General features: G+C 71.6%; 18 protein-coding genes. 8 read left to right on the plus strand and 10 right to left on the minus strand.

Translation table 11 applies throughout. The features are described from left to right. Positions 1-146: 146 nt before the first annotated feature. The 4 genes from J4G33_RS04610 to J4G33_RS04625 all read right to left on the minus strand — a co-directional run bounded on the left by J4G33_RS04610 (position 147) and on the right by J4G33_RS04625 (position 4,661). On the minus strand, positions 147-1,526 hold the full coding sequence (locus tag J4G33_RS04610; RefSeq protein ID WP_208054770.1) for an alpha-amylase family protein: 1,380 nt from the start codon (positions 1,524-1,526) through the stop codon (positions 147-149). Between the two features lie 121 nt (positions 1,527-1,647). Then, positions 1,648-2,697, minus strand: coding sequence for a TerC family protein (locus tag J4G33_RS04615; protein ID WP_208054771.1), 1,050 nt, complete (start codon positions 2,695-2,697; stop codon positions 1,648-1,650). A 153-nt stretch (positions 2,698-2,850) separates the two neighbouring features. Continuing rightward, positions 2,851-3,690 carry an ABC transporter permease gene (locus J4G33_RS04620; protein WP_208054772.1) on the minus strand — a complete coding sequence of 280 codons (840 nt, stop codon included), beginning with the start codon at positions 3,688-3,690 and terminating at the stop codon, positions 2,851-2,853. Then, complete coding sequence (locus J4G33_RS04625; protein ID WP_208054773.1) at positions 3,687-4,661, minus strand: ATP-binding cassette domain-containing protein; 975 nt, start codon at positions 4,659-4,661, stop codon at positions 3,687-3,689. Before J4G33_RS04625 ends, J4G33_RS04620 begins: the two co-directional genes overlap by 4 nt. A gap of 781 nt (positions 4,662-5,442) precedes the next feature. On the opposite strand from J4G33_RS04625, the gene J4G33_RS04630 reads away from it, so the two are divergent. The 3 genes from J4G33_RS04630 (at position 5,443) to J4G33_RS04640 (ending at position 8,735) form a co-directional block, all read left to right on the plus strand. Next, a complete protein-coding gene (locus J4G33_RS04630) occupies positions 5,443-5,724 on the plus strand; it encodes a metal-sensitive transcriptional regulator (RefSeq protein ID WP_208054774.1) in 282 nt (93 codons plus the stop codon). 81 nt (positions 5,725-5,805) lie between these two features. After that, positions 5,806-6,048: a heavy-metal-associated domain-containing protein gene (locus tag J4G33_RS04635; RefSeq protein WP_208054775.1), complete on the plus strand. Its 243-nt coding sequence runs from the start codon at positions 5,806-5,808 to the stop codon at positions 6,046-6,048. A gap of 116 nt (positions 6,049-6,164) precedes the next feature. After that, positions 6,165-8,735 carry a heavy metal translocating P-type ATPase gene (locus tag J4G33_RS04640; RefSeq protein ID WP_208054776.1) on the plus strand — a complete coding sequence of 857 codons (2,571 nt, stop codon included), beginning with the start codon at positions 6,165-6,167 and terminating at the stop codon, positions 8,733-8,735. Between the two features lie 46 nt (positions 8,736-8,781). On the opposite strand, the gene J4G33_RS04645 is transcribed toward J4G33_RS04640, so the two are convergent. From J4G33_RS04645 to J4G33_RS04660, 4 genes are read right to left on the minus strand one after another with little or no spacing between them, the layout of a single operon-like run. Beyond that, complete coding sequence (locus tag J4G33_RS04645; RefSeq protein ID WP_208054777.1) at positions 8,782-9,549, minus strand: ABC transporter permease; 768 nt, start codon at positions 9,547-9,549, stop codon at positions 8,782-8,784. Continuing rightward, positions 9,546-10,538, minus strand: coding sequence for an ABC transporter ATP-binding protein (locus tag J4G33_RS04650; protein WP_208054778.1), 993 nt, complete (start codon positions 10,536-10,538; stop codon positions 9,546-9,548). The genes J4G33_RS04645 and J4G33_RS04650 overlap by 4 nt, the downstream gene beginning before the upstream one ends. Continuing rightward, positions 10,535-10,945: a transcriptional regulator gene (locus J4G33_RS04655; RefSeq protein WP_208054779.1), complete on the minus strand. Its 411-nt coding sequence runs from the start codon at positions 10,943-10,945 to the stop codon at positions 10,535-10,537. The genes J4G33_RS04650 and J4G33_RS04655 overlap by 4 nt, the downstream gene beginning before the upstream one ends. After that, entirely contained in the window at positions 10,945-11,703 is a 759-nt protein-coding gene (locus J4G33_RS04660) for a hypothetical protein (RefSeq protein ID WP_208054780.1), read from the minus strand. Before J4G33_RS04660 ends, J4G33_RS04655 begins: the two co-directional genes overlap by 1 nt. A 172-nt stretch (positions 11,704-11,875) precedes the next feature. Between J4G33_RS04660 and J4G33_RS04665 the strand changes: the two genes are divergently transcribed. Further along, positions 11,876-12,706, plus strand: a complete 831-nt coding sequence (locus J4G33_RS04665) for a CPBP family intramembrane glutamic endopeptidase (protein WP_372434969.1) — start codon at positions 11,876-11,878, stop codon at positions 12,704-12,706. Beyond that, positions 12,703-13,164, plus strand: a complete 462-nt coding sequence (locus J4G33_RS04670) for a hypothetical protein (RefSeq protein ID WP_208054781.1) — start codon at positions 12,703-12,705, stop codon at positions 13,162-13,164. The genes J4G33_RS04665 and J4G33_RS04670 overlap by 4 nt, the downstream gene beginning before the upstream one ends. 158 nt (positions 13,165-13,322) lie before the next feature. Here the strand turns inward: J4G33_RS04670 and J4G33_RS04675 are convergent, their stop codons facing one another. Together J4G33_RS04675 and J4G33_RS04680 are read right to left on the minus strand one after the other, a co-directional pair. Beyond that, entirely contained in the window at positions 13,323-13,592 is a 270-nt protein-coding gene (locus J4G33_RS04675) for a hypothetical protein (RefSeq protein ID WP_208054782.1), read from the minus strand. Between the two features lie 161 nt (positions 13,593-13,753). Next, positions 13,754-13,927: a hypothetical protein gene (locus J4G33_RS04680; RefSeq protein ID WP_208054783.1), complete on the minus strand. Its 174-nt coding sequence runs from the start codon at positions 13,925-13,927 to the stop codon at positions 13,754-13,756. Between the two features lie 551 nt (positions 13,928-14,478). On the opposite strand from J4G33_RS04680, the gene J4G33_RS04685 reads away from it, so the two are divergent. The 3 genes from J4G33_RS04685 to J4G33_RS04695 all read left to right on the plus strand — a co-directional run bounded on the left by J4G33_RS04685 (position 14,479) and on the right by J4G33_RS04695 (position 20,104). Further along, entirely contained in the window at positions 14,479-15,672 is a 1,194-nt protein-coding gene (locus J4G33_RS04685) for a hypothetical protein (RefSeq protein WP_208054784.1), read from the plus strand. Positions 15,673-16,092: 420 nt separating this feature from the next. Next, positions 16,093-17,604, plus strand: coding sequence for a sensor domain-containing diguanylate cyclase (locus tag J4G33_RS17000; protein ID WP_208054785.1), 1,512 nt, complete (start codon positions 16,093-16,095; stop codon positions 17,602-17,604). Positions 17,605-17,614: 10 nt separating this feature from the next. Then, entirely contained in the window at positions 17,615-20,104 is a 2,490-nt protein-coding gene (locus J4G33_RS04695) for a lysylphosphatidylglycerol synthase transmembrane domain-containing protein (protein ID WP_208054786.1), read from the plus strand. Position 20,105: the final 1 nt, after the last annotated feature.

Here is a 20,105-nt window from a genome sequence, read left to right on the forward strand (position 1 = left end):
GACGTCGAGCACCTGCTGGCGGAGGAAACCTGTGGTGCGCCCTGCTCCTCCCACGGGAGGAGGGCGGGCTGCCCCGGACGGAGGGCGCTGGGTGGACGGCGCTGGGTGGACGGCGCTGGGCTGCCGCAGCGCCGCGACGCCTCCGGTCACCCGGCGGTGAGGACCGCCCAGCCGTGGGCGGGCAGCGTGACCTGCGACTCGTCGTCGTCGTGCAGCTGCGCCTCGCCCGCGAGGACGGCGGTCGCACCGGGGACGTGAAGGCGGGCGTCGCCGTCCTCGGTGCTCAGGGCGACCAGCAGGCTGTCAATACCGTCCGGCGCGCTGCTGCCGGGTTCGCTGCTGCCGGGTTCGCTGCTGCCGGGGTCGACGACCCGGTAGACGAGCTGGGTGTTGGTGCAGGTCAGCACCTCGGCCCGGGCGCGGTGCAGCCACGGGTGGCGGCGGCGCAGGGCGATGAGCTCGCGGTGCAGGCGATGCACCTCCCACCCGCCGGGGGCCAGCTCGGTGGGCTCGGGCGGGAAGGTAGGCCGCACGGCGTCGTCTCCCCCGGCGCGCTCCTCCTTGATGCCCTCCATGCCCTGCTCGTCCCCCGCGTAGACGGTCGGGGTGCCGCCCAGGGTGAAGAGCAGGACGACGGCGTGCCCGAGGTGGCGGCGGTCGGTCAGCCGGCTCGCGATGCGCGTGACGTCGTGGTTGCCGAGGAAGGTCAGCGGGGCGAAGGTCTCGAGCCACTGGTCGTGGCGGCCCATGGTCCAGGTGAGCTCGAAGAAGTTGCGGTCGTTGAGCGAGCTCCAGGTCGCCTTCCACAGCTCGTACTGGGTCACGGCGTCGAACCCCGCGGCCTGCACGGCCTCGGTGTAGTCGCCGTGCAGCACCTCGCCGAAGATGTACGCCTCGGGGTGCGCGGCGCGGACCCGCGGCAGCACCTCGGCCCAGAAGGCAGGGGGCACGGCGTAGGCCGCGTCGAGCCGCCACCCGTCGACGCCGCGGTCGAGCCAGTAGTTCATGACCTCGACCACGTGGTCGACGACGGCAGGGTCCTGGTGGTTGAGGGTGACCAGGGCGTGGTGGCCCTCGAAGTCGACGTACTCGGGCTCGGTGCCGGGGCCCGCGCCCTCGGGCCAGGTGAGGTGGAACCAGTGGTCGGTGGGCCCGCCGGGGCCGTGGCGCAGCACCTCGGCGAAGGCCGGGAAGCCGCGGCCGACGTGGTTGAAGACGCCGTCGAGGGTCACCTGCAGGCCGCGCTGGTGGGCCGCCTCGACCAGGGCGACCAGGTCCTCCTCGGTGCCCAGCCGCGGGTCCACGCGCAGGTGGTCGGTCGTGTCGTAGCCGTGGGTCTCCGAGGCGAGCACCGGGCCGAGGGCCAGGCCCGACAGGCCCAGCTCGACCACGTAGTCCAACCACGCGTGCAGGTGACGCAGCCGCGGGACCGGTGGGGCGTCGTCGGGCAGGGCCTCGGGCTCGGCGCCGGTGAAACCCAGCGGGTAGACGTGCCACCACATCGCGTGCTCGACCCAGGCGGGCATCAGACCTCCATCGACGGTCCTGCCACCGTAACGAGCGCCGCCGACGATCTCGTCCCAGAACCAGATCTCGTGTCAGAACCTCGGATACCTAGGGGTATCCGAGGTTCTGACACGAGGTGGGTCAGTCGGTGCGGGACTCGACGGGCTCGGCGACGTGGGCGGTGGCGTGGGAGTCCTCGCCGCCGTGGCGGGTCGCGTAGAGGCTGGTCGCGGTCACGACGAGCAGGGCCACGACGATCACGCCGAGGGAGAGGACCGTCGGGATCTCCGGGACGCTCGGCCAGATGCCGTGGGCCCAGTGCAGGACGAGCTTGACCCCGATGAACCCGAGGATCGCCGCGAGGCCGTACCCCAGGTGCACCAGCTTGCTCAGCGCCCCCTGCAGCACGAAGTACAGGGCGCGCAGGCCCAGCAGCGCGAAGGCGTTGGTCGCGAACACCAGGTACGGGTCGCTCGTGATGCCGAAGACGGCGGGCACCGAGTCGACCGCGAAGACGATGTCCGTCGCGAAGATGGCCGCGACGACGACGGCCAGCGGGGTCAGCATCCGGCGCCCGTTCTCCCGGACGGAGAGCCGCGGCCCGCGGTAGTCGTCGGTGACCGGCATGACCCGGCGGATGAGGCGCACCGACCGCATCGAGGAGACGTCGACCTCGTGCCCCGTGCCCTTGACCTGGTCCCGCAGGATCTTGACGCCGGTGAGCAGCAGGATCGCGCCGAAGAGCAGGAAGGCGAAGCTGAAGCTCGCCAGCACCGCCGCCCCGAGGGCGATGAAGATGCCGCGCAGCACCAGGGCGCCGGCGATGCCGAAGAGGAGCACGCGCTGCTGGAGGGCCGCGGGCACCGCGAAGGCGGTGAGCAGCAGCATGAAGACGAAGAGGTTGTCGACCGAGAGGGACTTCTCGACGACGTACCCGGTGAGGAACTCGACCCCGGTGGTGGAGCCGTAGCGGGACCACAGGAACGCGCCGAAGGCCAGCGGCAGCGCGATGTAGAAGGCGCTCCACCCGAGGGCCTCACGCATCGAGACCTCGTGCGGGCGGCGGGTCAGGATGAAGTCCATGACCAGCAGGCCGAGGACGGCCAGGATCGTGATGCCCCACATGGTCGGGGAGGCGATCGAGGTCAGGGCGGGTTCAGCCTCGACGGCAGCGAGGACGGACGCAGGCATGGGCAGCACGGAGTCTCCAGGGGGTCAGGGCTCCGAGGTCTCCTTCGCCCTCGTCATCAAGGACCACCGCCCGAGGTCGCTGGTGCGCCGTATTGACCGGGTCGATGCTGGGAAGTACTCCCCTCGCGGTCGTGAGCATACGGCAGCGGCGGGCTACCGAGGGTCGCGGTATCGCCACATCGTCAGGGAGCCGAAGACGGCGACCAGCGCGGCCGAGGAGACGAGCGTCAGCACGATGCCGTTTCCGGGGTCCGTCCCGCCCATGAGGGCACGCACCGCGGTCACCAGGTGCGAGACGGGGTTCACCTCGACGAAGGCCTGGAGCCAGCCCGGCATGGTGGACGGGTCCACGAAGATGTTGCTGCCGAAGGTCAGCGGCGTGATGACCAGCATGCTCACGCCCATGATCGCGTTCGAGGTCCGCAGCACCAGGCTGAGGAAGGTCCACACCCAGCCGAGGCTGAACGCGAACACGAGGAGCAGCAGCACGCCGAGCGCGACCCCGACCGGCCCGCCCTGCGGCCGCCAGCCCAGGATCAGCCCCAGGGTGATGGTGACCAGCGCGGAGATGGTGAAGCGCGCGGCGTCGCCCAGGAGCATCCCGACCAGGGCCGAGGGGCGCCAGATCGGCAGTGACCGGAACCTGTCGAAGACCCCCTTCTCGATGTCGGTCCGCAGGGTGGTGCCGGTGTACATCGTGATCATGATGACCCCCTGCACCAGGATCCCCGGGAGCAGGAACTGCACGTACTCGACGGTGCTGCCCGCGAGCGCCCCGCCGAAGAGGAACGTGAACAGCAGGGTGAACATGATCGGGAAGATCGTGACGTCGACCAGCTGCTCGGGCACGTGCTTGATCTTGAGCAGGGCACGCCAGCCGAAGGTGAAGGAGGTCGAGATCGGGCCCGGGGGCTCAGGGCGCTCGGTGCTGGCGAGGGCCGAGAGGATCTTGGAGGTCTCGTGCTTCTGGGCGGTGGGGGCGGCGACGCTCATGCTGCGTCCTCCTCGGTCTCGGACTGCTCGGGTTCGGCTGTGTGGCCCGTGAGGGCGAGGAAGACCTCGTCGAGGGTGGGCTGCCCGAGGGCGAACTGGGCCAGGGTGATGCCTGCGGCGTCGAGGGAGCCCAGGGCGCGGGTCACCACGGTCGAGCTGTCGACGCTCGCGTCCAGGGCCGCCGGGTCCACACCCTCGCGGACCTCGACCCCGAGCTCGCGGACCAGGATCTGCTGGGCGGCGGCGCGGTCCGCGGGGTCCATGACGCGTACGTGGAGCGAGCCTGAGCCCACCGAGGCCTTGAGCTCGCTCGAGGTGCCCTCGGCGATGACCTTGCCGCTGTCGATCACGCTGATCCGGTCCGCGAGCTGGTCGGCCTCGTCGAGGTACTGGGTGGTGAGCAGCACGGTGGTGCCGCTGCCGACCATGGCCCGGATGATGTCCCACACCTCGTTGCGGCTGCGCGGGTCCAGGCCCGTGGTCGGCTCGTCGAGGAAGAGCAGCTCGGGGGTCACGACGATGCTTGCCGCGATGTCGATCCGGCGCCGCATGCCGCCCGAGTACTTCTTCACCTGGCGGTCCCCGGCCTCGGCCAGGCCGAAGGCCTCGAGCAGCTCGTTCGCCCGCCGGGTGGCCCCCGGGCCGGTGTAGCCGAAGAGCCGTCCGATGAGGCGCAGGTTCTCCCGCCCGGTGAGGTCCTCGTCGACCGAGGCGAACTGCCCGGTGAGGCTGACCCGACGTCGTACCTCGTCGGCCTCGCGGACCACGTCGCGACCCAGGACGCGGGCCGTACCGCCGTCGGGCGTGGAGAGGGTCGCGAGCATCCGGATGGTGGTCGTCTTGCCCGCGCCGTTGGGGCCGAGGAACCCGTGCACCCCGCCGCGCGGGATCGCGAGGTCGACGCCGTCCACGGCGCGGGTGCTGCCGAAGACCTTCACGAGCCCGTGGGTCTCGATGGCGAGGTCAGTCATGGTGCTCTCCAATCTCCACCTCGTGTCAGAAGCTCAGGTACCTCTGGGTATCTGTGGTTCTGACACGAGATCGATGGGCAGGGTGCGGGGGCGGGGGGCGTGGGGGCGGGGGGCGTGGGGGCGGGGGGCGTGGGGGCGGGCTGGGGGTAGGGCGGGGGCCTCGGTCGATGGTGGGCTCAGATCGATGGTGGTCCTCGGGGCAGACCGCCGTCGAGAGGAAAACTCATCGGACCTCCCGGCGCCGGCCCAGGGGGCGGGCCCTGCAACCGGGCGGGCGCGCTGTGGGGTCGATCAGGGTCAGATGGCGACCCCGATCGACCCCAAGCCCCGAGAGCGGACGGGACGACGCGGTCCACGGCGTGCGACGACCCACCCGGGCCTCTCCAGCCACACCCATCGTTGGGGTCGATCAAGGTCAGATGGTGACCCCGATCAACCCCAACGTTCGCCGTCCCGCAGCCACCCCTTCGGGTCCGGGTCAATGGGGTCGATCAAGGTCAGATGGTGACCCCGATCAACCCCAACGTTCGCCGTCCCGCAGCCACCCCTTCGGGTCCGGGTCAATGGGGTCGATCAAGGTCAGATAGTGACCCTGATCGACCCCGGTGTTCGGGTCCGCCGTCGGCGGAGCGCGGGTGCGGGGCGTGGGTGCGGGGCGTGGGTGCGGGCGGGCGGAGCGGGACGGCCGCTCCAGGCGCAGCCGCCCCGGGACCTCCGTCCCGACGTCCGGAATACCCATGGGGGGTATGGTGTTGAGCCTGCAGACACCGAGGAGGGACCCATGGCGGGATACACGGGCAGCAAGGACGACTACCTCAAGCGGCTGCGTCGCGTGGAGGGGCAGGTCCGCGGCATCGCGCGCATGGTCGACGAGGACACGTACTGCATCGACATCCTCACCCAGGTCGCGGCGGTCACGAAGGCCCTCGAGGCCGTGAGCCTGGGCCTGCTCGAGGACCACCTCGCGCACTGCGTCGTCGATGCGGCGCGTGAGTCCGACGAGGCCGGGGCCGCCAAGGTCCGCGAAGCCTCCGACGCGATCGCCCGCCTCGTCCGCAGCTGACCATCACCCCACCTCGTGTCAGAAGCACGGATACCCAGGGGTACCTGAGGTTCTGACACGAGACGTAGACAGGAGAGCACCATGAGCACCAGCACCCAGACCACCACCGTCGGCGTCCAGGGCATGACCTGCGGGCACTGCGTCAGCTCGGTCGACGAGGAGCTGCGCGCCCTGGCCGGGGTGACCGCGGTCGACGTCGACCTCGTGACGGGCGGCACCTCGACGGTCACCATCACCAGCACCGAGCCCCTGAGCGACGAGGCCGTCGCCGGCGCGATCGACGAGGCCGGCTACACGATCGCCCCGCCGCGCTCCCTGATCTGAGCGACTGACCGGGCCGGCCGTTCGGGCCCCCGTACGCACCGGCTTGGACGCACCGGCTTGGACGCACCGGCCCCAGGTCCACCCACCCCGCATCACACGACCTCGGACGTGATCACATGACCGACCAGACCCCCGCAGGCACCCCAGCCCCCGGCACGGCAAGCGCCTCCCCCGGCAAGGCTGACGCCGCCACCCCGTCCCCCCTCGAGCAGACGACGGCCCCCGTCGCCGTGCTCGACCTCGCCGTGAGCGGCATGACCTGCGCGTCGTGCGTGGCACGGGTCGAGAAGAAGATCGGCAAGGTCCCGGGGGCCACGGCGACCGTCAACCTCGCGACCGAGACCGCCCAGGTCCACATCGCCGACGACGTCGACGCGGCGTCCGTGGTCAAGGCCGTCCAGGCCGCGGGCTACTCCGCCACCGTGCTGCGGGACAGCCGCGCCGTCGCGAAGGCCAAGGCCGCGCGGGCGGCCGAGACCGAGCAGGGTGCGGCGGACGCGGACGGGTCCGGCACGCACGACAGCCACGACATGGCCCTCTCGGGCCACTCGATGGCCGAGGGCCACGAGATGGACCCGGACGAGGACACCTCGGCCCCCGAACGGGACCGGGGCGCGGACCTGCGCCGTCGTCTGATCGTCGCCTCGATCCTCACGCTGCCGGTGCTGGTGCTGTCGATGGTGCCGCCGCTGCAGTTCCCGGGCTGGCAGTGGGTCGTCACCGTGCTGGCCCTGCCCGTGGTGACGTGGGCGTCGTGGCCGTTCCACCGGGCGGCGGTCCGGGCAGCCCGGCACGGCTCCTCGACCATGGACACCCTGGTCTCCCTCGGCATCACGGCCGCGAGCCTGTGGTCCGTGTGGGCCGTGACCCTGGGCGGGGCGGGCGAGATCGGCATGCGGATGGAGCCCGTGCTCATCCCCCGCATGGGTGCGGGCGAGATGCACATGCCCGAGATCTACTTCGAGGTCGCCGCCGTGGTGGCGACCTTCCTCCTCGCCGGCCGTTACGCCGAGCACCGCTCGCGCCGTCAGGCGGGCGACGCCCTGCGCACCCTGCTCTCCCTGGGCGCCACCCAGGCGACCCTGCTGGTCGACGACGGCGGTCGGCGCACCGAGCGCGAGGTCCCGGTCGAGGACCTGCGCGAGGGTGACCTCTTCGCCGTCCGTCCCGGGGAGAAGGTCGCCACCGACGGCGTGGTCGTCGAGGGCACGAGCGCCGTCGACACCTCGCTGCTCACCGGTGAGCCCGTGCCGGTCGACGTCGAGCCGGGCAGCCAGGTGACCGGGGCGACCATCAACACCTCGGGCTGGCTGGCCGTCCGGGCGACCCGCGTGGGCGAGGAGACGATGCTCGCGCAGATCGGCCGGCTGGTCGCGCAGGCCCAGACGGGCAAGGCGCCGATCCAGCGGTTGGCCGACCGGATCTCGGCGGTCTTCGTCCCGATCGTCAACGTGCTGGCCATCGGCACCTTCGTCGTCTGGCTGCTGGTCGGCGGCGGCGTGCAGGCTGCGTTCACGGCGGCCGTGGCCGTGCTGATCATCGCCTGCCCGTGCGCCCTGGGCCTGGCGACCCCCACGGCTCTGCTGGTGGGCACGGGCCGCGGGGCTCAGCTCGGCATCCTCATCAAGGGCCCTGAGATCCTCGAGTCCACCCGCCGGGTCGACACCGTGGTGCTCGACAAGACCGGCACGGTGACCGAGGGGCGCATGGAGCTCGTCGAGGTGCTGCCCGGCGAGGGCGTCGAGCGCGAGGAGCTGCTGCGCTTCGCCGGAGCCGTCGAGGGCCGCAGCGAGCACCCCATCGCGCGCGCGATCGCCGCCGGGGCCCGCGACACCCTCACCACGGGTGGCGCCCCCGAGCCAGGAACCCCCGCGCCCGACGACGTCGCGGTGGGGGCGGACGGTGTGGCGGTCGGCTCCGACCAGGTGGTCGAGTTCCTCAACGAGCCCGGCCGTGGGGTCTCCGGTGTGGTCCGCACCGCCCACAGCGGGGTCGGCGTGGGTCGCCGCGTCCTGGTCGGGCGCCCGACCTGGCTGCGAGAGCAGGGGGTCAGCACCACGGCCCTCGACGGCGTCTTCACCGAGGCCGAGCAGGGCGGCGCCACCGCGGTCATGGCTGCGTGGAGCGGGGCTGCACGCGGAGTGCTCGTGCTGCGGGACCCGGTCAAGGCCAGCTCGACCGCGGCCGTCGCCGAGCTCACCGCCCTCGGCCTGCGCCCCGTGCTGCTCACCGGCGACAACGCGGGCGCGGCCCGGCACGTGGCCGACCAGGTGGGCATCAGCGAGGTGATCGCCGAGGTGCTGCCCGCGCAGAAGGTCGAGGTCGTCGAGGAGCTGCAGTCCGAGGGCCGCGTGGTCGCGATGATCGGCGACGGCGTGAACGACGCCGCCGCCCTCGCGCAGGCCGACCTGGGCCTGGCCATGGGCACGGGCACCGACGTCGCGATCCAGGCCGCCGACATCACCCTGGTGCGCGGTGACCTGCGTTCGGCCGGTCAGGCCATCCGCCTGTCCCGCCGCACCCTGAGGGTCATCAAGCAGAACCTGTTCTGGGCCTTCGCCTACAACGTGGCCGCGATCCCGCTGGCCGCGCTGGGCCTGCTCAACCCGATGATCGCGGGGGCCGCGATGGCCTTCAGCTCAGTGCTGGTGGTCACGAACTCGCTGCGGCTGCGCCGGGCGGGCTGAACCGGCGGCGCAGCAACAGGATCCCGGCGCCGTCGGCCGCGCCCGCTCACCGGAACCGGCGCCCCTGGTCCCGGCGGTACGCCGTGACCGCGAGCGCGGCCACCAGCACGGTCCACCCCACGAGCACGACGACGTCGAACACTGTCGCCCCGCTGCCGGTGGTGACGTGCACGAGCAGGTCTCGTCCGGCGCGGGTGGGGAGGAAGCCGGAGAAGGTGTCGAGCCAGCCGGGGAACATCTCCGGGGGCAGGAAGAGCCCGCCGCCGAAGGCCAGCGGGAAGAGGATCACCTGGGCGATGGGCAGCGCTGCCTTGACGCTCAGGGCATAGCCGATCGCGAGGCCGGCGAAGAGGAAGGGCGTGCCGGCGAGCAGCACCATGCCGATCCCGCCGATCAGCTGGCCCGCGCTCGGTGCGGCCTCGGTGGCCACGGCCCCGAGCACGAGCAGGGGCACGAGGGCGATGAGGGAGAACAGCCCGCCGCTGAGCAGGCGCCCGCCGAGCCGCGGCACGGGGCCGGCGGGCAGGGTGCGGATGTAGGCGTCGAAGGGCTGGGCGCGGTCCTCGGCGACCCCCACCCCGTAGGTGAAGATGCAGGTGGACATGACGGCGAAGAGCGCGAACTGCGCGACGGCCTGGGTCGCGAGCTGGGTGTCGCCGGCGATCTCCCGCTGGGGCAGCACGAAGAAGCTCAGGGCCAGGGCGGGGAACACCATGTTCCCGATCACGGCGATCGGGATCCGCACGGTCTCGAGCACCTGGAAGCGGGTGTGGGCGAGGGTCAGGCGCAGCTCGCGGCCCGCGTCGACGGTCATGGGCGTGCTCCCTCGGTGGTGACGGTGGACCGGGCCTGGTCGACGGCGGCTGCTTGCTGGGTGGCGCCGGGCTGGGTTGCCCCGGGCGGGGTGCGGGTCATGGTGAGGAAGGCCTCCTCGAGGGTGGCGCCGGCGATGGTGAGCCCCTCGAAGGGCACGTCGGCGGCGACGAGCGCGCGGACTGCGGCGTCGGCGTCGCTGACCAGGAGCTCGTGCCGCCCGTCGGCGCTGGTCTCGTGCTGGGTGAGGCCCGGGACCGTGGCGAGGGAGGAGACCGCGGCGTCGGGGACGCGCAGGCTCATGCGGCGCAGGGCCACGCGGTCGAGGATCACGTCGAGCCTGTCGTCGGCGAGCACCTGCCCGCGGTCCACGACGACGACGCGCTGAGCCAGGGCCTGGACCTCCTCGAGGTAGTGCGAGGTCAGCACGATGGTGCCGCCCTGGGCGTGGTAGCTGCGCAGCGCGTCCCACAGGGCGTGGCGGGCGTCGACGTCGAGGCCGGTGGTCGGTTCGTCGAGGAGCACCAGCTCGGGGCGGCCGGTGAGGGCGAGGCCGATCGCGAGGCGGCGCTTCTGCCCGCCCGAGAGGCCGCCGGTCTGGCGCCGAGCCAGGTCGGTGAGCCCGAACATCTCGAGCACCTCGGCGGTCGGCATCGGGTCCGGGTAGTGGCGGGCGACGAAGTCGACGACCTCGGCCACGCGCAGGGTCGGGGGCAGGCCCGTCTCCTGAGGGGTGGTCCCCAGGCGGGCGCGCGAGGCCGGGTCACGAGGGTCACCACCGAAGAGCCGGATGGTGCCGGAGTCGGGCTTGCGCAGGCCGTTGATGAGGCTGAGCAGGGTGGTCTTGCCCGCTCCGTTGGGGCCCAGCAGGCCGAGCAGCTCGCCGCGGCGCACGGTCAGGGAGACGTCGTCGAGGGCGACGGTCGCGTCGAAGCGGCGGGTCACGTGCTCGACCTCGACCACGTGGGGCGGGGCGGTGGCGCTGGTCATCGGGGCTCCTCAGCCGTGGTGGGCGTGCTCGTCGCGTGGGCGGTGGCGCTCGCCGTCGCGCCCTCGTCGGGCGGGGTGGGGTTCTCGGGTGGGGTGAGGTCGGGGTGCGGGGTGAGCAGGGCGCGGAGCTGGGTCATGTAGTTCTCGAAGGCACCGCGGCCTGCACGGGTCGCGCCGACCTGGGTGGACGGGACCCTGCCCTGGTGGCCCTTGATCGTCTCGACGTAGCCGGCGTCCTCGAGCTTGCGCAGGTGGGTCGAGAGGTTGCCCGCGGTGGCGTCGAGCAGGGACTGCAGGCGGGGGAAGGTGAGGCGGCTGCCGTCGGGGAGGGCCGTGAGGGTGGTCATGATGCGCAGCCGGGCCTGGGTGTGGATGAGGGGGTCGAGGTCCCCCGGGGTGCCAGCCATCAGGAGCCCACGGACGGGATGGCGTCACGAGCACGGGCGGCCTCGGCGCGGCGCCGCTGCACCCCTTCGACGAACGCGCCGGCCAGCAGGCCGCCACCCCCGGCGAGGGCCATGACCAGCAGCATGTGCGGGTGCCCGACGATGGCAGCGACGATCGTCACGCTCGAGATCCAGACCCCGAGCCGGAACCCGGAGCGGTCGATCCAGACGGCGGCGCCGGTCATGTAGAGGACGCCGACGAGCAAGGAGGACAGCACCGGCATGACGGTGCCCATGATCGCGGGGCTCGCGTCGAGCCGACCGAGCGCGTAGGAGAGGGCGCCGACCCCCGCGAAGGACAGGATCCACGCCCACCCGGTCATCTCACCCTGGATGGCTGCGGCACCGCGGATGCCGGCGTTGCGACGCGAGAGGTGGACGGTGGTGATGGCCGCGGCCCCGACGAGCAGCGCGAAGAACGTCAGCCCTGCCGCCAGGCGCGGGACCTCGACCGGCGGGTCCTCGAGGGCAGCGAGCCACATCATCAGGAACCCGATCAGCCACGCGACGCCCCACGAGCCGTAGAGAAGTCGACCGTCGAGGTCGGTCGCCGCCCGCACCCGGTCCTGCTGCGCGGCGATGAGCGCGGCGACCTGCGCGAGGTCGAGGGGGTCGTCGTCGGGAAGGTCGTCGGCGGGGAGCGCCTCGTCGGCCGCGCCGTCAGGGGTACCGGGTCCTGGCGTGGCTCTCCCTGGGGTGGGGTGCGGGTCGGTGGCCATGGAATCCTCCGGTGCCTTCGGGACGTCGACTGGCACTCCTGTGATCTGCCAGCAACTACTTTGCGCTGCAAACTGCTTTGTCGATGGTCCACCGCGCGTCGCCCGCCCGTCAAGCCCACCCCGGTTCGCCGACGTCCAGGGACCGTCCAGCCCGCTCCCGTAGCGTTGGCCCGTGCCCGCCGAGCCCACCACCGCCCCGGACGCTGCCCCCGCTGGTCCGAGCAGCGACGCCACCGCCCTTCCGCCCGCGCGACGGCGCCGACTGCGCGCCGAGGTCTGGATCGTGCTGGGCCTGTCCCTCGGGCAGTCGGCCTTCTACGCGGCCCTGCGGCTGGTCGAGCGGCTCACCCGCGAGCAGGCCCTCTCGCAGCAGACCGCGACCCTCAACCCGACCCGGTCGCCGCGCCCCTACCTCGACCTGACGTACCAGGTGGCCGGCATCGCCTTCGCGCTGGTGCCCGTCGCCCTGGCGCTCTACCTGCTGTCGGACCACGGCCGGTCCTCCCTGCGGCGCATCGGGCTCGACGGCTCCCGCATGGGTCGAGACCTGGGCGTCGGCGTCGGGCTCTCCGCCCTGATCGGCATCCCCGGGCTCGCCTTCTACCTCGCGGGACGAGCCCTCGGCCTCAACGTGCTGATCAACCCGGCCGGGCTGGACGCCTACTGGTGGACCGTTCCCGTGCTCATCCTCGCGGCCCTGCAGAACGCTCTGCTCGAGGAGGTCGTCGCCGTCGGGTACCTCATGGAGCGGCTGCTCGAGCTCAGGTGGTCCGTCCCCGCGATCATCGCCGCGAGCGCCCTGCTCCGCGGGACCTACCACCTGTACCAGGGACCCGGGATGGCCATCGGGAACGTCGTGATGGGCATCGTCTTCTCCTGGTACTACCTCCGACGGCGGCGCGTGATGCCGCTGGTCGTGGCGCACACGGTGCTCGACGTCGTGTCCTTCGTCGGGTACGCGGTGCTGCCGGCGGAGTGGCTCGAGGTGCTCGGGGTCGCATGAGCGAGCGGTGGCAGGGCTGGGCTGCGCGTCTGGACCACCCCGACCTGCCTCCACCCATCGCCGCGGCGGTGGCGCGTCGCGGCACCACCGAGGAGCGGCACGCCCTCGTGGCGAACCGGGCGCTGAGCCACGACGTCCTCCTCACCATCATCACGACGAACGAGCCGGAGATCGCCAGCGGGTTGCTGCTGAACTACGACCTGCCAGCGGAGATGGTCGACGTGCTGGCCGAACGACTCGCGCTCCCCGAGGAGGTCGCCTCGGGGCATCCGAACGCCTCGCTCGCGCGGAAGATGCGCCAACCGGTGGGGGAGCTCACCGGTCTCGCGCTGCACCGGTTCTTCCTGGCGGTGCGGGCGAGCGAGACCCAGCAGCGTCAGGTTCACGAGGCGATCGACCAGGACGGGGGGCAGGCACTCACGACGGTATGGGGTGCGGTGCGACCGGTGGGGTCGTAAGGATGAGGCCGATGCGATCGATCGGTCGCGTGGGCGGCCGGGCTGGAGAGACGCTGCACCATGGCGGTCCGATCACATCGTTCCGTCAAATCCCGAAAGGCCTCAGTCTTCGAGGCAATCTCCGTGAGACAGCCTCGCGGTCGAGAGCCCCCGAAACGTCACGATCGGGCCATCGCGGAGGCGAGATCGAACAGCCCAAAGCCCCATACGAACACTAGGAACGCAAGGGGAACTGACCACGCGCCCCAGACCAGTGTCCGAGCCTGCCATGTCGACACCCCAGCAATCTTTGCTTGAAAAGCGAGGTAGTCGCCTCGAATACCCAAGGGATCGACCTTCGGAAACCCCAGCGCCCCCCCGGTCGCCGCAAGATGCGCCATGTACTGGTCCGCGTGGGGTTGCGCAAGGCGCAGCAGGATCATGAGCACGGCACCGGCTACCACCCACGGGAGGGCTTGCCACGACTCTTCCTCCGCCCAGGTGGTTGCGGCAGCGCCACACGCCATCACGACTCCTCCTGATGCGGAGAGGCCTAGAGCTCGGATGCCCTCTCGCCGATCTCGAGTGGCGTCACCAACGTCACTAGCGCTCATACGAAACATCCTGGGTTCAGGAAAGGAATGACGAAGAGCGCCGCTCCACTGAGAAGCACGACGATGCTCGCGCGCGATGGGCGCACAAACCCACTGAGAACCTTGTCCCTGACATCCTTCGCGGCTGTCACAACGAACAGCGCAAACCAAGCGAGCAGCAGCCAGGCCATCTCGCCCCTTCCCGCCCCGAGCGCCGTCTTGTGAGGAAAGTGGGCGTACGCAGGATAACCCCCAGAGAACGGTGACCCGCTACACCACGTACGTGCCGCCTTGGCGAGTCCCGGAGCCCGTGGGCAGCTCACCACAGGCGACCCGTGGGTCCTGGTGCCCCTGGTCCAGCTCATCGGCCTCACTCCCTCGGCCGAGGTGCAGGTTTCGTTCACCGGGCCGTCTGCCGCGATCGGATCGCCACGACTGCGGGCAGCGTCGCCGACCTTGGCGTCGAGATCACCCGCGCGGCCCAGTGGTAGCGCCCTGGCCAGGACGTTTGCGCACGGCCGCCCAGCGCCCCTCCCTTCGCGGCGGTTGACACCGGCCCTGGTCATAGTTAACTTTCGCTCACGACTTGCCAACTGTGACAAGTCACTCATAAAAGGCAGGGGCGCTGATGGCAAGTTCTTCTTTCACCACGTTACGAGCGCGTCGAGGCGCGGCGCTGATCGCAAGTGCCGCGGCGAGCGCATTCCTGTTTGCAGGCCTCCCGGCCGCGGCGGCGGAGAACATGGAGCACGTGGGAATCCCTCCGGGGGGCGCGCCCGTCTCCGGACCGTCCGACGACGCCGAAGCGATCAGCCAGGCCGCGGACGCCTTCAGCGCCGACAACCCTTCTTCGACGGTGGCGCTAGTCGAGGCCTCCACCGCGCAAACTGCTCTGCGCCTCGTCGAGACGGCCGCGGGTACCGCTACGTCTGTCTCTGCCCCCTCCACTCTCACGGTCGCACCCGATGGCACCATCACCATGGCGGGGGCTGGTGGCGACACGATGCGGATTGACATCACCGCGGACGCGAGCGACGTGGAGATCGTCGACGGAGTGGTTGTCGCGTCGGGGGTAGCGGCAGCCACGGAGCTCGTGACACGCGCCACTGATGCGGGCGTGCAGGTCGTCGCCGTCCTCGCCGACGAGAGTGCCCCGACGGACATCTCCTTCCCCCTGGACCTTCCCGACGGTGCGGAGCTCGTCGAGCAGCCGGACGGGTCGATCTCGATCCTCGGCCCGGTCCAGTACGACGTCGCGCTGCCGGGCGAAGAGGAGCGGGTGACTGATGCCGCCGTTGAGATCATCGGGGAAGGAGTTGAATCCCTGGAGGACCTGGACAACCTGACTGACGAGCAGATCGAGCAACTCGCCGCTATCCCGGACGAGGTGACCGAGCCGATCACCGTCACCGAGACGATCGCCGAGATCGCCGTGCCGTGGGCGGTTGACGCGGACGGTGTACCGCTGCCGACGTACTACAGCGTGGAGGGCTCCACTGTCGTCCAGACGGTGGAGACCACCACCGACACGGCCTTCCCGGTGGTCGCGGACCCGAGCTGGCAGTGGTGGGTAGAGAAGGGGGCCAAGTGTGTCGGGGGCGTGATTGCCCTCGGTGCGGCAGGCTACGCCAAGGTCGCCGTCGGCATCGCCAAACTGGTCGTGAAGATGAAGCAGGCGAAGTCCACCACCGCACTGGGCAAGGCCTACACCGCCTGGAAGAAGCTCGGATCCTCCAACTCCGCGATCTTCAAGGAGATCGTCAAGCAGATCAAGGCGCTCGGCAACATGGTCGTCAAGCATGGCTCATCGGGCGTCGCCAAGCACAAGGCATCGAGCACCAAGGCCGCCGCGAGTATCACGCTCCTGAAAGAGGGGGCTCGCGTCGTAGCAGGCGTATTCGGACTTGGCGCCTGCTACGAGATGGTGATCGCGTAGTGGGGGCGTGACGGTGGATTCCTGGCCACTATCTGTGCAGTGGGCGCTGTTGTTCCTGATCGGCGGGATATTCCTCGGGTGCTCCTGGTGGCTGGCGCTCGCACGAGCGCGGGCCACCGGCGCTGAACCCACGACGCGGAAGGGACAGCTCCGGACGTTCGTCGGATCACTTCGCTTTGCCGACTGGGCGATGATCGCACTCATCGTGGCGTTCCTCGTCCCACTCGTGATCCGAACCATCTCGAGCACCTAACCTGGCCCGACCACGAGGCACGAAGCATGCACTTCGAGGGCCCCGGGACAAGACCCTGCTGGTTCTCGTCCCGGGGCCGGCGCCTCGGCCCGCGACCGCCTCACCCATCGGGGTGACCCGCACCCCGATCTGCTCACTCCCTGCACCTCCGCGCCGATGAGACGGACGTGCCTGTCCGCCGTCGCCTCGCGCGTGTCCCCCTGCTGCTGGGCACCCTCGCGCTGGCCGGGTTCGGCTACGTCGTCTTCTCCTGGCTGCATGACCGGCAGCTCGTCACGGGCGACCCGTGGGTCCTGGCGCTCCTGGTCCCGCTCATCGGCCTCACCGCCTCGGCCGAGGTGCACCGGCTCATCGGGCACGGTCCGCGTGACCAGCGGGCCGGCCTGCGCCTGACGGTCGGCATCGCCTACCTCGCGGCCTTCTGCTGGACCGCCGGCTGGAGCTTCCTGCTTCCGGCGACCGCGCTGATCGTCGCCGTGGTGCACATCAAGCGGTCGGGCAGCCGGTGGTGGCGGGCCGCGGCCATCATCACGAGCATCCTCACCGTCGCGGGCCAGGTGGGCGTCGGGCTCGGCTGGCTCGCGAGCGTCGTCGCGCCGGTCAACGGCCACGTCGGTGCGGTCTGGCTCCTCGTCCTCGCCTGGCTGGCCATCGCGAACATGGGCCGCGCCGTCGCCGAGCAGGAGCGTTCCGAGGACGCCCTGGCTCGCACCGAGGCTCGCCTGCGCGCCCTCATGGACAGCTCGGACGACGTGCTGACCGTGAGCGACCGAGCCGGGCGGCTCACCTACGTGAGCCCCGCCGTCGAACGCACCATGGGCCACCCCGGGGACGAGCTGCTCGGCTCGGCCCTGCTGGACATGGTCGACACCGAGCACCGGGAGAAGGTCGCCGCCCGCATCGCCGAGGTGGTCGCCGCCGGTCCCGGGACCCGCGCCTCGGCCGACGTCCTGGTCGTCCACGCGACCCAGGAACGTCGCTGGTACGAGTGGAACCTGCACAACCTGCTCGACGACCCGCTCGTCGAGGGGCTGGTCGTGGACCAGCGGGACATCACCGACCGGCTGCTGCAGTCCGAGGCCCTCGCCCACGCCGCCGCGCACGACGTCCTCACCGGCCTTCCCAACCGCGGCGAGCTCATGCGCAACCTCGAGATCTGCCTGCCGCAGGTGGGCCCCGGCGCGGGCATCGCGCTGCTCTTCGTGGACCTGGACAAGTTCAAGGAGATCAACGACACCCTCGGCCACGCCGCCGGGGACGAGCTGCTCGTCGTCGTCGCCCGCCGGCTGCGCTCCTCGCTGCGCCCGCACGACCTGCTCGCCCGGCTCGGCGGGGACGAGTTCTGCGTGATCCTCACCGAGATCCGCGACCAGGGCGAGGTGCAGGGCGTCGTCGAGCGGCTCGAGGTGGCCGTGTGCCAGCCCGTGGCCCTCGGTGCCGGCATGGCCGCCGTCGGCGCGAGCATCGGTGTGGCCCTCGCGGTCGACGAGGTCCGCGACCCCTCTGCCTTGTTCTCCGAGGCCGACGCCGCGATGTACGAGGTCAAGCGCGCCCGCAAGGCCGCCCGCCCGGGCACCGCGCCACGGCTGGTCGGACCGGGTGACGTGCTGCCCCAGCAACGCGTCGCCCCCGTTCCACGTGCGGCCGGTCCGCGCCGTCGGGACCTTCGCTCGTCTTAGACTCGCGATCATGTCGAACCCGTCACTCCGCGGCCGTGTCGGCCTCGGTGGACGAGGACCAGCCGATCATGGCGTCCGCATCGTCGACACCCCCGCGATCCGGGTGCACCGTCCGGTGGACCTGGTCGCCGCGGTGGCCGCCGCTCTGGGCGTCGCCCTGGTCCTCGTCCTGGCGGTCTACGCCCAGGGCACCACCACGGGCCTCACCGAGGACGTGCGCGGCTTCGCCTCGCTGCTGCGCCGCCTGCTCTTCGTCCCCGTGACGGTCCTCGAGGGGCTCATCACCTTCATCGCCCCCCTCGCGGTGCTCACCGAGCTGGTCCTGCGACGACTGGTGCGTCAGGCCCTCGAGGCGATCGCCGCGGCCGTGCTCGCCACAGGCCTGGCCCTCCTCGCGACCTGGCTGATCACCGAGCTCGGCGCGCAGGAGATGCGCGACGCGCTCAGCGTGTGGTCCCGCGGGCTGCGGGTCGTGACCATCCCCGCCCTCCTGGTCGGGACCGCGGCCCTGCTCACCGCTGCCGGGGCACGCAACCGCCGCCGGACCGTGATGTGGTCCTGGAACCTGCTGTGGATCGGCCTCGGCATCGCCGTCATCACCGGGCTCGTGACCCTGCCGGGCGCCCTCGTCACGGTGCTCCTCGGTCGCGTCGTCGGCCTGATGACCCGCTACCTCTCCGGGGTGCAGAGCGAGCGGGCCTACGGCGCCAGCCTCGTCGACGGCATCCGTCGCGCGGGGTTCGAGCCCCGTCGTCTCATCCGGGTGCGCGGCGTCTCGGCCGACCACCCAGGTGGTGACGAGGAGCTCGCCTCGGACCTCGCCGCCGTCGCGATCACCCGGTACGGCGACAACCGCGTCTACGCCATGACCACCACCGACGACGAACGCCTCGACGTCGTGGTGCTCGACGGCGACCGTCAGGTCGTCGGTGCCCTCGCCCGGTGGTGGCGGTCCTTCCGGCTGCGCGGCATCGACGGCCGGGCGGTGGTGTCCCTGCGTCAGGCCGCCGAGCGCGCTGCGCTGCTCTCCTACGCGGCGTGGTCGGCCGGGGTGTGCACCCCGCGGCTGCTCGGCATCGCCGAGGCCGAGGACTCGATGATCCTCATCCAGCGCCACGCCCACGGCGCCGTGCCCCTGCGCGACCTGCCCGTCGACGAGATGGACGACGACGTGCTCGACGCCGTCTGGGAGCAGCTGCGCGTCGCCCACGCCGCCGGGCTCGCGCACCGCGCCCTGACGGCCGACGTCGTGCTCGTGGACCGTCGCGACGCCCCCGTGGCCTTCCTCACCGGCTGGGAGTCGGGGGACGTCGCCTCCTCCGAGCTGGCCCGCCGGCTCGACATCTCCCAGCTCCTCGCCCTGCTGGCCCTGCGCGTCGGCGCCGAGCGTGCCGTCGGGGCGGCCTCCCGGGTGCTTCCCGACCCCGACCTCACCGCGGTGGGCCCGCTGCTGCAGACCATCGCCCTGCCGCGGGCCACCCGCGAGGAGGCCCGCAAGAACCGCGGGGTTCTCGCGGAGGTCCGCGAGGCGCTGCTCGCCCGGCTGCCCGAGGCCGAGGTCGAGCCCGAGCGGCTCGTGCGGTTCGGTGCCCGGACCGTGGTGACCATCGCCCTGACCGTCGCGGCCGCCGTCGTGGTGATCACGACCATCAACTTCGCCGAGATCAGTGAGGCGCTCTCCACGGCCCAGCCGCTCTGGGCCGCCCTGGCCTTCGGGCTCGGACTCCTGACCTTCCTCGGCTCGGCCCTGGCCCTGGTGGCCTTCGCGCCGATCCGGCTGCCGCTGTGGCGCGCGACCCTCGTGCAGACCGCCGCGGCCTTCGTCGCCCTGGTGGCCCCGGCCGGCGTCGGGCCCGCGGCCCTCAACCTGCGGATGTTGACCCGGCGCGGGGTCGCGAGCCCTCTCGCCGTCGCCTCGGTCGGCCTGGTGCAGGTCTCGCAGTTCATCACCACCGTGCTGCTCCTCGTCGTGCTCTCCCTGGTCAGCGGCACCGACACCCCCCTGCGCATCCCGTCCACGACGGTGATCGCCGCCCTCGGCGTCATCAGCCTCGCGATCGCCGCGGCGATGCTCGTCCCCCCGCTGCGGCACTGGGTGCTGGCCCGCGTCCTGCCTCTGTGGCGCCAGACCTGGCCCCGCCTGGTCCAGATGCTCGGCCAGCCCCAGCGCTTCGCCCTCGCCGCCGTCGGCAACATGATCATGACGATGAGCTACCTGGGGGCCTTCGCCGCGGCCCTCGCAGCCTTCGGGCGGGAGATGTCGCTCATCGACCTGGCGCTGATCTACCTCATCGGCAACGCCGCCGGGGCGCTGGTGCCCTCCCCCGGCGGCCTCGGCACCGTCGAGATCTCCCTCATCACCGGCCTCACGCTCACCGGCGGGGTGCCCGCGGCCATCGCGACCTCCGTGGTGTTCCTGTTCCGCGCCCTGACCTTCTGGGCGCGGGTGCCCATCGGGTGGTTGGCGATGCGGGCCCTGCAACGGACCGGGGAGCTCTGAG

Origin of the sequence: Actinotalea soli (genome assembly GCF_017565425.1) — a bacterium.
GTDB lineage: Bacteria > Actinomycetota > Actinomycetes > Actinomycetales > Cellulomonadaceae > Actinotalea > Actinotalea soli.

What these genes read in the sequence shown, in the direction of transcription:
- J4G33_RS04610 (WP_208054770.1), bottom strand. Translation starts at nt 1,526, where the DNA reads ATGCCCGCCTGGGTCGAGCACGCGATGTGGTGGCACGTCTACCCGCTG.
- J4G33_RS04615 (WP_208054771.1), bottom strand. Translation starts at nt 2,697, where the DNA reads ATGCCTGCGTCCGTCCTCGCTGCCGTCGAGGCTGAACCCGCCCTGACC.
- J4G33_RS04620 (WP_208054772.1), bottom strand. Translation starts at nt 3,690, where the DNA reads ATGAGCGTCGCCGCCCCCACCGCCCAGAAGCACGAGACCTCCAAGATC.
- J4G33_RS04625 (WP_208054773.1), bottom strand. Translation starts at nt 4,661, where the DNA reads ATGACTGACCTCGCCATCGAGACCCACGGGCTCGTGAAGGTCTTCGGC.
- J4G33_RS04630 (WP_208054774.1), top strand. Translation starts at nt 5,443, where the DNA reads ATGGCGGGATACACGGGCAGCAAGGACGACTACCTCAAGCGGCTGCGT.
- J4G33_RS04635 (WP_208054775.1), top strand. Translation starts at nt 5,806, where the DNA reads ATGAGCACCAGCACCCAGACCACCACCGTCGGCGTCCAGGGCATGACC.
- J4G33_RS04640 (WP_208054776.1), top strand. Translation starts at nt 6,165, where the DNA reads ATGACCGACCAGACCCCCGCAGGCACCCCAGCCCCCGGCACGGCAAGC.
- J4G33_RS04645 (WP_208054777.1), bottom strand. Translation starts at nt 9,549, where the DNA reads ATGACCGTCGACGCGGGCCGCGAGCTGCGCCTGACCCTCGCCCACACC.
- J4G33_RS04650 (WP_208054778.1), bottom strand. Translation starts at nt 10,538, where the DNA reads ATGACCAGCGCCACCGCCCCGCCCCACGTGGTCGAGGTCGAGCACGTG.
- J4G33_RS04655 (WP_208054779.1), bottom strand. Translation starts at nt 10,945, where the DNA reads ATGGCTGGCACCCCGGGGGACCTCGACCCCCTCATCCACACCCAGGCC.
- J4G33_RS04660 (WP_208054780.1), bottom strand. Translation starts at nt 11,703, where the DNA reads ATGGCCACCGACCCGCACCCCACCCCAGGGAGAGCCACGCCAGGACCC.
- J4G33_RS04670 (WP_208054781.1), top strand. Translation starts at nt 12,703, where the DNA reads ATGAGCGAGCGGTGGCAGGGCTGGGCTGCGCGTCTGGACCACCCCGAC.
- J4G33_RS04680 (WP_208054783.1), bottom strand. Translation starts at nt 13,927, where the DNA reads ATGGCCTGGCTGCTGCTCGCTTGGTTTGCGCTGTTCGTTGTGACAGCC.
- J4G33_RS04685 (WP_208054784.1), top strand. Translation starts at nt 14,479, where the DNA reads ATGGAGCACGTGGGAATCCCTCCGGGGGGCGCGCCCGTCTCCGGACCG.
- J4G33_RS04695 (WP_208054786.1), top strand. Translation starts at nt 17,615, where the DNA reads ATGTCGAACCCGTCACTCCGCGGCCGTGTCGGCCTCGGTGGACGAGGA.